This window comes from Variovorax sp. UC122_21 (genome assembly GCF_044056785.1).
GTDB lineage: Bacteria > Pseudomonadota > Gammaproteobacteria > Burkholderiales > Burkholderiaceae_C > Variovorax.
Genome location: NZ_CP172004.1, coordinates 1,607,751 through 1,619,529, shown reverse-complemented (window position 1 = coordinate 1,619,529; position 11,779 = coordinate 1,607,751). Strand labels below are relative to the sequence as shown.

Annotated in this window: 9 protein-coding genes and 4 pseudogenes; 6 read left to right on the top strand and 7 right to left on the bottom strand. The window is 68.7% G+C overall.

The annotated features are described in order from the left end of the window. Positions 1–7: 7 nt before the first annotated feature. From ACHMXE_RS20060 to folC, 5 genes and pseudogenes are all read right to left on the bottom strand, one after another. A pseudogene (locus ACHMXE_RS20060) lies at positions 8–1,226 on the bottom strand (O-succinylhomoserine sulfhydrylase). Positions 1,227–1,270: 44 nt separating this feature from the next. Continuing rightward, the gene (gene purF, locus ACHMXE_RS20055; RefSeq protein ID WP_203202201.1) at positions 1,271–2,770 is read right to left on the bottom strand and encodes an amidophosphoribosyltransferase; all 1,500 of its coding nucleotides are present in this window, start codon (positions 2,768–2,770) and stop codon (positions 1,271–1,273) included. A 125-nt stretch (positions 2,771–2,895) separates the two neighbouring features. Then, a pseudogene (locus ACHMXE_RS20050) lies at positions 2,896–3,222 on the bottom strand (CvpA family protein); the annotation flags it as partial. 67 nt (positions 3,223–3,289) lie between these two features. Continuing rightward, positions 3,290–4,192: an SPOR domain-containing protein gene (locus ACHMXE_RS20045; RefSeq protein WP_203202203.1), complete on the bottom strand. Its 903-nt coding sequence runs from the start codon at positions 4,190–4,192 to the stop codon at positions 3,290–3,292. A gap of 72 nt (positions 4,193–4,264) precedes the next feature. After that, positions 4,265–5,584, bottom strand: a complete 1,320-nt coding sequence (gene folC, locus ACHMXE_RS20040) for a bifunctional tetrahydrofolate synthase/dihydrofolate synthase (protein ID WP_395352724.1) — start codon at positions 5,582–5,584, stop codon at positions 4,265–4,267. A 35-nt stretch (positions 5,585–5,619) separates the two neighbouring features. Between folC and ACHMXE_RS20035 the strand changes: the two genes are divergently transcribed. The 4 genes and pseudogenes from ACHMXE_RS20035 (at position 5,620) to argG (ending at position 8,585) form a co-directional block, all read left to right on the top strand. Continuing rightward, positions 5,620–5,991 (top strand): ArsC family reductase, encoded by a 372-nt coding sequence (locus tag ACHMXE_RS20035; RefSeq protein WP_395350965.1) that lies wholly within the window; start codon positions 5,620–5,622, stop codon positions 5,989–5,991. A 131-nt stretch (positions 5,992–6,122) separates the two neighbouring features. Continuing rightward, positions 6,123–6,770 (top strand): hypothetical protein, encoded by a 648-nt coding sequence (locus tag ACHMXE_RS20030; RefSeq protein ID WP_395350963.1) that lies wholly within the window; start codon positions 6,123–6,125, stop codon positions 6,768–6,770. Between the two features lie 129 nt (positions 6,771–6,899). Continuing rightward, a complete protein-coding gene (locus ACHMXE_RS20025; RefSeq protein ID WP_093340218.1) occupies positions 6,900–7,223 on the top strand; it encodes a pyrimidine/purine nucleoside phosphorylase in 324 nt (107 codons plus the stop codon). A 20-nt stretch (positions 7,224–7,243) separates the two neighbouring features. Next, positions 7,244–8,585: pseudogene (argG, locus tag ACHMXE_RS20020) on the top strand (argininosuccinate synthase). 73 nt (positions 8,586–8,658) lie between these two features. On the opposite strand, the gene ACHMXE_RS20015 reads toward argG, so the two are convergent. Then, positions 8,659–9,498 carry a glycine-rich domain-containing protein gene (locus ACHMXE_RS20015; protein WP_395350961.1) on the bottom strand — a complete coding sequence of 280 codons (840 nt, stop codon included), beginning with the start codon at positions 9,496–9,498 and terminating at the stop codon, positions 8,659–8,661. A gap of 19 nt (positions 9,499–9,517) precedes the next feature. Next, a pseudogene (gene murB / locus ACHMXE_RS20010) lies at positions 9,518–10,578 on the bottom strand (UDP-N-acetylmuramate dehydrogenase). Positions 10,579–10,623: 45 nt separating this feature from the next. On the opposite strand from murB, the gene ACHMXE_RS20005 reads away from it, so the two are divergent. Together ACHMXE_RS20005 and ACHMXE_RS20000 are read left to right on the top strand one after the other, a co-directional pair. Continuing rightward, entirely contained in the window at positions 10,624–11,109 is a 486-nt protein-coding gene (locus ACHMXE_RS20005) for a YajQ family cyclic di-GMP-binding protein (protein WP_093340224.1), read from the top strand. 10 nt (positions 11,110–11,119) lie between these two features. After that, a complete protein-coding gene (locus ACHMXE_RS20000) occupies positions 11,120–11,770 on the top strand; it encodes a TIGR02281 family clan AA aspartic protease (protein WP_395350959.1) in 651 nt (216 codons plus the stop codon). Positions 11,771–11,779: the final 9 nt, after the last annotated feature.

Here is an 11,779-nt window from a genome sequence, read left to right as displayed (position 1 = left end):
GCGGGATTCAGAAATTCAGGGTGGAAAGGCCGCGCGACAGGTCGGCCTTGATGTCGTCGACGTGCTCAAGGCCGACCGCGAGGCGGATCAGGCCCTGGCCGATGCCGGCCGCCTGGCGCTGGTCCTCGGACAGGCGTCCGTGCGAGGTGGTGGCCGGGTGCGAGATGATGGTCTTCACGTCGCCGAGGTTGGTCGCGATGCTCACGACCTCGGTGCTGTTGATGACGTGGAAGGCGTTGGCGCGCGCGGTCTCGGGATCGCCGCCCTTCACGATGAAGGACACGACCGCCCCCGCCCTGCCCCGCCTGCTGGCGCATCGCCAGCTCATGCTGCGGATGCGAGGCGAGCCCCGGGTAGTACACGCGCTCGATGCCCGGCTGGGCCTCGAGCCATTGCGCGACGGCCAGCGCGTTCGCGCAGTGCGCCTGCATGCGCACGTTGAGCGTCTCGAGCCCCTTGAGCACGACCCAGGCATTGAACGGCGACAGCACCATGCCCGCGGTGCGCACCACCGGGCCGAACACGTCGACGATCAGCTTCGAGGGACCGCAGATCGCGCCGGCCATCACGCGGCCCTGGCCGTCGAGATGCTTGGTGCCCGAATGGATGATCAGGTCGGCGCCGAGCTCGGCGGGCCGCTGCAGCGCGGGCGAGCAGAAGCAGTTGTCGACCGCCAGCAGCGCGCCCGCCTCGTACGCCACGTCGGCCAGCGCGCGGATGTCGCAGACCTCGGTCAGCGGATTGGTCGGCGTCTCGGCGAACAGCAGCTTGGTGGTAGGCCGCACCGCGGCGCGCCACTCGGCCACGTCGGTCTGCGAGACGAAGGTGGTCTCGACGCCGAACTTGCCGAACTCGCGCCCGATCAGGTTGATGGTCGAGCCGAACATCGAGCGCGAGCACACGACGTGGTCGCCGGCCTTGAGCAGGCCCATGCACATCATGAGGATCGCGCCCATGCCGCTGGACGCGGCGATCGCGGCCTCGGTGCCTTCCATCGCCGCGAGCCGGCGCTCGAAGCTGCTGACGGTCGGATTCGAGGTGCGCGCGTAGGTGAAGCCTTCCTCGGTGCCGGCGAAGCGGCGGGCCGAGGTCTCGGCGTCGGGCTGCACGAAGCCGCTGGTGAGGTAGAGCGCTTCGGAGTGCTCGCCATGCACGCTGCGTTCGAGCGCGGTGCGCAGGGCCAGCGTGTCGCGGTGCAGGCCGGGAGGCAGGGGTCGATCGGTCACGGAAACTTTCGGGCGCGAGGCCAACGAGGAATGTCGGAAGGAGATCAGCTCAGGTTCGGCAGCGCGAGGCGCGAGGAATCCTCTTCGGTCTCCTCGATGCGCGGGCGGTTGCCGTTCATGCGCGAGATGGCTTCGGTGTCGATGTCGCCAGTGACGTAGACGCCGTCGAAGCACGAGGCATCGAAGCCGTCGAGCTTGCCGTTGAGCGAGCCGATGGCGCGCTTCATCGCGTCGACGTCCTGATAGATCAGCGCGTCGCAGCCGATCAGCTCGCGGATCTCTTCCACGGTGCGGTCGTGCGCCACCAGCTCGTCCTTGGTCGGCATGTCGATGCCATAGACGTTGGGATAGCGCACCGGCGGCGCGGCGCTCGCGAGGTAGACCTTGCGCGCGCCCGCGTCGCGCGCCATCTGCACGATCTCGCGGCTGGTGGTGCCGCGCACGATCGAGTCGTCGACCAGCAGCACGTTGCGGCCCTTGAACTCGCTCGCGATCACGTTGAGCTTCTGGCGCACCGACTTCTTGCGCACGCCCTGGCCCGGCATGATGAAGGTGCGGCCCACGTAGCGGTTCTTGACGAAGCCTTCGCGGTACGGAACGCCCAGCAGGTGTGCGAGCTGCGTCGCGCTCGGGCGGCTCGATTCGGGGATCGGGATGATCACGTCGATCTGGTTCGGCGGCACGGTCGAGACCACGCGCTTGGCCAGCGTCTCGCCGAGGTTCAGGCGCGCCTGGTAGACCGAGATGCCGTCGAGCACCGAGTCGGGACGCGCCAGATACACGAACTCGAAGATGCAGGGATTGAGCGTGGGCGCATCGGCGCACTGCATCGAATGGAGCTGGCCCTGCATGTCGACGAACACCGCCTCACCCGGCAGCACGTTGCGTTCGAAGGTGTGGCCCGAGCCCTCGAGCGCCACCGATTCGCTGGCCACCATCACGGTGCCGTCGGCGCTGCGGCCGATGCACAGCGGGCGGATGCCGTAGGGATCGCGGAAGGCCAGCAGGCCGTGACCCGCGATCAGCGACACCACGGCGTACGAGCCGCGCAGGCGCTTGTGCATGCTGCGCACCGCGGCGAAGACCTCGGCCGGATTCAGCGGCACGCCGTGCGATGCGTGCTCGAGCTCGTTGGCGAGCACGTTGAGCAGCACCTCGGAGTCGCTCTCTGTGTTGGTGTGGCGGTGGTCGGTCGAGAACAGCTCGGCGCGCAGCGCGTGGGCGTTGGTCAGGTTGCCGTTGTGCACCAGCACGATGCCGAAGGGCGCGTTGACGTAGAAGGGCTGCGCCTCTTCCTCGCTGTAGGCATTGCCCGCGGTCGGGTAGCGCACCTGGCCGAGGCCCACGCTGCCGGGCAGCGCGCGCATGTTGCGGGTGCGGAACACGTCGCGCACCATGCCCTTGGCCTTGTGCATGAAGAACTTGCGTTCCTGCAGGGTGACGATGCCGGCCGCATCCTGGCCGCGGTGCTGCAGCAGCAGCAGCGCGTCATAGAGCAGCTGGTTGACGGGTGCGTTGCTGACAACGCCGACGATTCCACACATGAAGCGATCCTCTCAGGGCAGGTAGCTTGCCAATTTTCGGGCAATGCAGGCTTCAGGCTCTGCAATGCCGCGTCGAGAACAACGGCGCTGCGCGATTCGTGCCACCAGGCACTGTCGCTCAACGCCAGCAAATGAACAACCACTGCCAACACCAGCAGCGCCACCGCGCCCCGGGCCGCGCCGAAGGCACCGCCCAGGATCCGGTCGACCGGACGCAATCCCACGGCGGCGATCAGCTTGCGCGTGAGCGAGGCCACCAGGCCCACACCGAACGCGACCGCCACGAACAGCAGCACGAAGGCCAGCGGATAGCGCCAGGACGCCTGCGGATCGCCGGCCGGCAACCAGGCCGCCACATCGGACGCGAACCACTGCGCCACCACGAAAGCCACCACCCAGCCGACCAGCGAGATCACTTCGAACACCAGCCCGCGCACGAGGCCGAACAGCATCGACACCACGATGAGCGCGACGGCGATCCAGTCGAGCAAGGCCACGGCGGCTTCAGGCGGTGGCGAATTACAAGGTGAGGATCGCGGCCGACAAAGACAAGGCCTTCACCCGTTCGGCGGCCTTGTCGGCCTCGGCACGCGAGCCGAAGGGACCGACACGCACACGCGTGCGTTCGCCGTCGGCCGTCTTCGCCACGTTCACATAGGTCTTGAGGCCGGCCTTCTCGAGCTTCTGCCGCACCTCGCGGGCCTTGTCGGCATCGGCGAAGGCGCCGACCTGCACCACGAAGCGGCCGTTGTCGTCGGAGGCGGCGGCGGGCTTGGGCGTGGCCGGCGCGGCGGCGATGGGCTTGCCTTCGAGCAGCGCGCGGGCACGCGCGCCGTCGTCGACCGCGGCCGGCTTGGGCGCGGGCTTCGGTTCCGGCTTGGCCTCGGGCTTGGGTTCGGGCTTCGGCTTGGGCTCGGGTTTGGGTTCGGGCTTGTGTTCCGGCTTGGGCTCCGGTTTCGGCTCGGGCTTGGGTTCGGCCGGCCTGGCCGGCGCGGGAGCCGGCGCCTGGGCGCTGTTGACCGGCTTGCCCGAGGCATCGATCTCGGTGCCGTCGGCGGTCTCGGTGATGATGCCGCCGCTCGATGCGGCCGGCGGACGCGACGGCGTCGCGGCGGCCACGCGGGTGTCGCCGTTGTCGCTGCCGCTGGTGGCGGCGGGCGCGGGCGCCTGGGGCACCGGCAGCGGCTTGACCTTGTTGCGGTCGGGAATCTCGATCGGGATGTCGACCGACACCGGGCGCGGCTGGGTGTCGAACAGCAGCGGGAAACCGATCACGCCCAGCAGCACCAGCACCGCGGCACCCAGCAGGCGGTGGCGGGCGCGACGGCGCATGGATTCGACACTTTCCGCCGGTACCGCAGCCGGTGCGCTGCGTCCTTCGTTGCCTTGTGGGCCGCGCGCGCGGAACTTGAAAAACGCCATGAAGTTCGGTCCCTGAAGGAGTGCTGCGAGTGATGCGGGAAGCTGCGGAATCCGGCGCGATCGACCTGCGAATCAGCCGCCGGGCGACAAGGTTGAGGACAGGTGTTTGGCTTGCAGCCGGGGGGTGCCATGCTCGAGCACGCCGCCCACGGTGAAGAACGATCCGAAGACCACGATTCTATCAGCGGGGTCCGCGCGCTCGATGGCCGCCTGGAGCGCCTGCATGGGGTCGGCGAAGACCTCGCCGGTGGCGTCCTTGCGCGTGTTCTGGGCCTGCCATGCGGCCAGCAGGTCGGCCGCCTTGGCGGCGCGCGCGGTCGGCAGGTCGGTGAAGTACCAGCGGTCGATCAGCGGCCCGATGCGCGCGAGGATCGGCGCCAGGTCCTTGTCCGCCATCACGCCGAACACGGCATGGGTGGTCGGATAGAAGCCCATCGCGTCGAGGTTCTCGGTCAGCGCGGCCACGGCATGCGCGTTGTGCGCCACGTCGAGCACCAGCACCGGCTGGCCCGGCACGATCTGGAAGCGTCCCGGCAGCTCGACCATCGCGAGGCCGCTGCGGATCGCCTGTGCCGTCACCGGCAGCTGCTGGCGCAGCGATTCGAGCGCCGCCAGCACGCCGGCCGCATTCACCAGCTGGTTGGCGCCGCGCAGCGCCGGATAGGCCAGCCCGCTGTAGCGCCGGCCGCGGCCGCTCCAGCCCCACTGCTGCTTGTCGCCCGACACGTTGAAGTCGCGCCCGAAGCGCCAGAGGTCGGCGCCGATGGCCTCGGCATGGTCGACCACGCTCTGCGGCGGCATCGGGTCGCTCACGATGGCCGGCTTGCCGGCGCGCAGGATGCCGGCCTTCTCGAAGCCGATGCTTTCGCGGTCGGGGCCGAGGAATTCCATGTGGTCGAGGTCGATGCTGGTGATCACCGAGCAGTCGGCGTCGATGATGTTGACCGCGTCGAGCCGGCCGCCGAGACCGACCTCGAGGATCGCCACATCGGGCTTCTCCTCGATCATGCAACGCAGGATGCCGAGCGTCGTGAACTCGAAATAGGTCAGCGGCATGTCGCCGCGGGCCTTCTCCACGACTTCGAAGTTTGCTATCAGTTTGGAAGCATCGACCGATTGGCCCGAGAGGCGCAGCCGCTCCTCGAAATGCACCAGGTGGGGCGAGGTGAAGACCGCCGTGCGATAGCCGGCGTGCATCAGGATCGACTCCAGCATGGCGCAGGTCGAGCCCTTGCCGTTGGTGCCGGCCACCGTGATCACGGGGCAGCCGAAGCGCAGCGCCATGCGCTGGGCCATCTCGCGCGCGCGCTCGAGTCCGAGCTCGATGTTCTTGGGATGCAGTCGCTCGGCGCGCTCGAGCCAGTCGTTCAGGGTTTCCATGGAGGCCGGGATTGTCGCCCACCCGCCGCTCGCGCATCATCGGCGCCATGACAACCCCTTCGACCACTCTGTACGGCATTCCGAACTGCGACACCGTCAAGCGCGCCCGCGCCTGGCTCGACGACCACGACGTGGCCTACGCCTTCCACGATTTCAAGAAACAGGGCGTGCCCGAGGCCGAGCTCGACCGTTGGCTGGCGGCGCTGGGCTGGGAAACGCTGGTCAACCGCCGCGGCACCACCTGGCGCAAGCTCGACGACGCCACGCGCGAATCGGTAGTCGATGCCGCCTCGGCGCGGGCCGTGCTGCTCGCCAACCCCAGCCTGATCAAGCGACCGGTGGTGGACTGGCGCCAAAAGGCGCGCCAGGCCGACATCACCGCGGGTTTCGACGCCGAACAATGGACCAAAACGCTGTAAGCGACTGTGAAAACCGTGCTGTGAACGCCGTGTAAATGCCGGAACCCGCCTGGCGGGCCGGCGTCGAACCGGACCGGGCGCAGCCGGGCTCCCTCCCAGCGCACAGCGTCCGATCCGCAGGAGTCTCCAACATGAATACCCAGACCATCCGTACCGTCCTCGGCCTCTCGCTGGCCGGCGTCCTCGCCGCCAGCGCGGGCCTGGTGCATGCCCAGTCGGGCCAGACCGTGCAGGCGCGCGTGCTCTCGGCCACGCCGGTGCGCGACGGCGCCGGCACCAGCTACAACGTCACCTACGAGTACAACGGCCGCCGCTACACCACGCGCACCGACTACCAGCCCGGCGCCACCATCCCCGTCGAGGCCAACGCCTATGGCGTGACCACCGCGCCGGTGACGCCGCAGAACCAGCTCACGCCCTACCCGGTCGAAACCGACAACCGCGGCTATGCGCAGCAACCGCAGCAGCAGCAGCAAGGCCAGCAGTACGCCACGGGCTCGCCCTGGGACGACGTCGTGCCCGAGCCGGGCGTGGTGGTGTCGGGCACGCAACCGGCCCCGGTCTATGGCCAGCCCGCCTATCCGGCCGCGGTCTATCCGGCGCCGGTCTACGTGCAGCCGGCCTATGCCTATCCGCAGCCCTACGTCTACCCGCCGGTCGGCATCTCGCTGAACCTCGGCTACTCGCGCGGCTGGGGCGGCGGCTACCGGGGCTACGGCGGTTACCGCGGCGGCTATGGCGGCTGGCGCGGCGGCGGCTACCACGGCTGGCACCGCTGAGGCGGCCGGCCGGCCAGGCGCCGCCGGCCAAGCCCCTAAAATCGAGGACTTCTCCAACCCCCGAGGGGTGCGCCGCCTGCGCGGTGCCGTCCTCGACCAGCCGAACGCCCCCGGCGCCGGCGCCATTCCATGACGATTACCGACACCCTGAACAGCGCCGCTGTGGCCACCAAGGCCAATGTCTACTTCGACGGCAAGTGCGTGAGCCACAGCCTCACGCTGGCCGACGGCACGAAGAAATCGGTCGGCGTGATCCTGCCGTCCACCCTGACCTTCAACACCGGCGCCCCCGAGATCATGGAAGGCACCGCCGGCAGCTGCGAATACCAGCTCGCGGGCACCACCGAGTGGATCGCCTCCGGCCCCGGCCAGAAGTTCGACGTTCCGGGCAACTCCAGCTTCCAGATCCGCGTGAGCGGCGAGCCCTACAGCTACATCTGCCACTTCGGCTGAACCGCACGGAGCCACCCAGCATGTCGACCATCCTCCAAAACGTTCCCGCCGGCCAGAAGGTCGGCATCGCCTTCTCGGGCGGCCTCGATACCAGCGCGGCGCTGCACTGGATGCGCAACAAGGGCGCGATCCCCTACGCCTACACCGCCAACCTCGGCCAGCCCGACGAGCCCGACTACGACGAGATCCCGCGCAAGGCGATGCTCTACGGCGCCGAGAACGCCCGCCTGATCGACTGCCGCGCGCAGCTCGCCAACGAAGGCCTGGCCGCGCTGCAGGCCGGCGCCTTCCACGTCACGACGGCCGGCGTCACCTACTTCAACACCACGCCGCTGGGCCGCGCGGTCACCGGCACGATGCTGGTGTCGGCCATGAAGGAAGACGACGTCCACATCTGGGGCGACGGCAGCACCTACAAGGGCAACGACATCGAGCGTTTCTACCGCTACGGCCTCTTGACCAACCCGAGCCTGAAGATCTACAAGCCCTGGCTCGACCAGGTCTTCATCGACGAGCTCGGCGGCCGCGCCGAAATGTCGGCCTTCATGCAGCAGGCCGGCTTCGCCTACAAGATGTCGGCCGAGAAAGCCTACTCGACCGACTCCAACATGCTCGGCGCCACGCACGAAGCCAAGGACCTCGAGCACCTGAACAGCGGCATCCAGATCGTGCAGCCGATCATGGGCGTGGCCTTCTGGAAGGACGAGGTCGAGGTCAAGCGCGAAACCGTCTCGGTGCGCTTCGAGGAAGGCGTGCCGGTCGCGCTCAACGGCGTGAGCTACCCCAACCTGGTCGAGCTGATCCTCGAGGCCAACCGCATCGGCGGGCGCCACGGCCTGGGCATGAGCGACCAGATCGAGAACCGCATCATCGAGGCCAAGAGCCGCGGCATCTACGAGGCCCCCGGCCTCGCGCTGCTGTTCATCGCCTACGAGCGCCTGGTGACCGGCATCCACAACGAGGACACCATCGAGCAGTACCGCGACCACGGCCGCCGCCTGGGCCGCCTGCTCTACCAGGGCCGCTGGTTCGACCCGCAGGCCATCATGCTGCGCGAGACCGCCCAGCGCTGGGTGGCGCGGCGCGATCACCGGCGAGGTCACGGTCGAGCTGCGCCGCGGCAACGACTACTCGATCCTCAACACCGAGTCGCCGAACCTCACCTACAAACCCGAGCGCCTGAGCATGGAAAAGGTCGAGGGCGCGTTCACGCCGCTGGACCGCATCGGTCAGCTGACGATGCGCAACCTCGACATCGTCGACACGCGCGAGAAGCTCGGCATCTACACCAAGACCGGCCTGCTGGCCTCGAGCCAGGGCGCGGCGCTGCCGAAGCTCGCGAACGACGACAGCGGCAAGTAAGCCCCAGCGGCTTCCAATGAAGAAAGCAGGCCTCGCGCCTGCTTTTTTCCTGGGTGCCACCGGCGCGAGGCGCTCAGTCCCCGCCGCCTCCGCCGCCGCAGCCCCCACCGCAGCCGCCGCCATCCGCGCCGCCGCCAGAAGAATCGCCACCACCGCCATCGCCGCCGCTCGATTCGCTGCCGCCGAAGCCGCCCGCGTCACCGCCACAGCCACCGCTCGACGAGCCGCCTTCGCCGAAGCTCGTGCCGCAGTGGGCATCGGAGCCGGCCTGCCGGTCGATGTCGCGGCAGTCGGGCACGTAGTTGAAGCCGCCCTCGATGCCGAACTTGACGTCGAGCGCGAACAGGAGCGGCAGCCGCGCCGGCTTGCGCGGATCGATGCTCTCCTCCTTGCAGGCCCAGTACCAGCTGCGGCGCAGCCCGTCGTTGCGCTTGGGATCGCGCCCCAGCACCTCGGCCGGCGTGTGATGCAGCAGGCCGCCGAAGGCCGCCTGGCACCAGTGCTGGTAGCCCTGGGTATGGAGGATGAATTCGTGCCAGGCGGTGTCGGCCACCTTCGAGGGCATGCCGACGAACTTGCGCCCGCTGCGCAGATGCGCCATGAAGAACTGGCGCAGGCCGCGCAGCACCAGCTCGGCATCGCGCCGGCTCAGTTGCGGATGGGCCGCGATCAGCTTGTGGACCAGGAAGGGCGGCAGCCGCGCCTCACGGATGAACTGGCGGCGCAGGCTGGTCTCGAACCAGCCCATCACCGCCACCAGCAGGCCGGCGCCGATGAATCCCAGCGCCACGCTCCACCAGCGCCCGCGCGAGAACACCAGCGCGGCGATCGCCGCCAGGATCACGAGCCGCCGCAGCCACACCAGCGCGGCAATGCGCCGGCGGTAGTTCAGGTGCAGGAAGTCGAGATCCATGCGGCTGGGCGGTGCCGCGTCAGACCACCACCGGCTCGGGCTCCAGCCGGATGCCGAAACGCTCGTACACGCTGGTCTGGATCGCCTTGGCCAGCGTCATCACCTCGCCGCCGGTCACCGGGTTCTCGTTGCCGCCGCGGTTGACCAGCACCAGCGCCTGCTTCTCGTAGACGCCGGCATTGCCCACCGACTTGCCCTTCCAGCCGCAGGCGTCGATCAGCCAGCCGGCCGCGAGCTTGATGCTGCCGTCGTCCATCGGGTAGTGCACGATCTTCGGCTCGCGCGCGATGATGTCGGCGCACTGCTCGGGCGTGACGGTCGGGTTCTTGAAGAAGCTGCCCGCGTTGCCCAGCACCCGCCAGTCGGGCAGCTTGGCGCGGCGGATGGCGCAGATCCAGTCGAAGATGTCGTTCGCATCGGGCGTGAAGTTGCCGGTTTCCTCCATCCTGCGTTCCAGGTCGAGGTAGCCCGCCACCGCCTTCCAGGGCTTGGGCAGCCGGAAGCGCACGCGCGTGATCAGCGCGCGGCCCGCCAGGCCGAAATCGTTGGCGCCGCCGGCGCCGCGCACGTGCTTGAACACCGAGTCGCGGTAGCCGAAGGCGCATTGCGCCGCGTCGAGCGTGAAGCCGCGGCCGGTTTCCAGGTCGAAGGCGTCGAGCGAGTCGAAGCGATCCTGCAGCTCGACGCCGTAGGCGCCGATGTTCTGCACCGGCGCGCCGCCCACCGTGCCGGGGATCATCGCGAGGTTCTCGAGCCCCGGATAGCCCTGCGCCAGGGTCCACTGCACGGTGTCGTGCCAGACCTCGCCGGCGCCGGCCTCCACGATCCAGGCGCGCGGCGTCTCCTCGACCAGCCGGCGGCCCCGGATCTCCACCTTCAGGACCAGCGGCTTCACGTCGCCGGTCAACACGATATTGCTGCCGCCGCCCAGCACGAAACGCGGCGCGTCGCGCCATTCGGTGTCGGCATGCAGCGCGGCCAGGTCGGCCTCGCTCGCGATGCGCACCAGGTGCTGCGCGCGCGCGGACGATGCCGAAGCTGTTGTACGGCTGCAGCGGGGACGTTGTGCTCCACGATCATGGGAGAATTGTCGCATCCAGCTACCGTGACATCTGAGGAGAGCCCATGCCGTCTTTCGACACCGTCTGCGAACCCAATCTGCCCGAGGTCAAGAACGCCGTCGAGAACACCGCCAAGGAAATCGCCACCCGTTTCGACTTCAAGGGCACCGCGGCTGCCGTCGAACTCAAGGACAAGGAAATCACCATGACCGGCGATGCCGAGTTCCAGCTCGTGCAGGTCGAGGACATCCTGCGCAGCAAGCTCACCAAGCGCAGCGTCGACGTGCGTTTCCTCGACAAGGGCGACGTGCAGAAGATCGGCGGCGACAAGGTCAAGCAGGTCATCAAGATCAAGAACGGCATCGAGGGCGACATCGCCAAGAAGATCCAGCGCCTGATCAAGGACAGCAAGATCAAGGTGCAGGCCGCGATCCAGGGCGACGCGGTGCGTGTCACCGGCGCCAAGCGCGACGACCTGCAGGCCGCCATGGCGCTGATCAAGAAGGACGTGCCGGATACCCCGCTGTCCTTCAACAACTTCCGCGACTGAGTCCCGGCCCATGAAGGCTTGCGCCGTCGCCGCGTTCGTTCTGGCCGCGGTGGCGGCATCGTCGGCGCTCGCGGCCGACTCGGTGATGCTGACCGGCACCATCGGCAGCCGCGCGATCCTGATCGTCAACGGCAGCGCGCCCAAGACGGTGGCGGTGGGCGAAACCTTCCAGGGCGTGAAGCTGGTCTCGCTGCAGTCCGAGCAGGCGGTGGTCGAGTCCGCGGGCAAGCGCGTCACGCTGCGCATGGACACGCCCGTGAGCATCGGCGGCAGCGGCCCTTCGGGCGGCGGCGGCAACCGCATCGTGCTGCCGGCCGACAGCCGCGGCCATTTCATGACCCAGGGCCTGATCAACGGGCGCCCGGTCACCTTCATGCTCGACACCGGCGCGACCACGGTCGCCCTGTCGATGGCCGACGCGCAGCGCATCGGCCTCGACTACAGCAAGGGCCGGCCGGTGCAGATCAACACCGCCAACGGCGTGGCGCCCGGCTACATGCTGCGGCTGAGCTCGGTGCGCGTGGGCGACGTCGAGGTCTACGACCTCGATGCCATCGTCTCGCCCCAATCGATGCCCTTCGTGCTGCTGGGCAACAGCTTCATCAACCGCTTCTCGATGCGGCGCGACGCCGACCAGATGGTGCTCGAGAAGCGCTACTGAAGCGAAGCG

What these genes read in the sequence shown, in the direction of transcription:
- purF (WP_203202201.1), bottom strand. Translation starts at nt 2,770, where the DNA reads ATGTGTGGAATCGTCGGCGTTGTCAGCAACGCACCCGTCAACCAGCTG.
- ACHMXE_RS20045 (WP_203202203.1), bottom strand. Translation starts at nt 4,192, where the DNA reads ATGGCGTTTTTCAAGTTCCGCGCGCGCGGCCCACAAGGCAACGAAGGA.
- ACHMXE_RS20035 (WP_395350965.1), top strand. Translation starts at nt 5,620, where the DNA reads ATGACAACCCCTTCGACCACTCTGTACGGCATTCCGAACTGCGACACC.
- ACHMXE_RS20030 (WP_395350963.1), top strand. Translation starts at nt 6,123, where the DNA reads ATGAATACCCAGACCATCCGTACCGTCCTCGGCCTCTCGCTGGCCGGC.
- ACHMXE_RS20025 (WP_093340218.1), top strand. Translation starts at nt 6,900, where the DNA reads ATGACGATTACCGACACCCTGAACAGCGCCGCTGTGGCCACCAAGGCC.
- ACHMXE_RS20015 (WP_395350961.1), bottom strand. Translation starts at nt 9,498, where the DNA reads ATGGATCTCGACTTCCTGCACCTGAACTACCGCCGGCGCATTGCCGCG.
- ACHMXE_RS20005 (WP_093340224.1), top strand. Translation starts at nt 10,624, where the DNA reads ATGCCGTCTTTCGACACCGTCTGCGAACCCAATCTGCCCGAGGTCAAG.
- ACHMXE_RS20000 (WP_395350959.1), top strand. Translation starts at nt 11,120, where the DNA reads ATGAAGGCTTGCGCCGTCGCCGCGTTCGTTCTGGCCGCGGTGGCGGCA.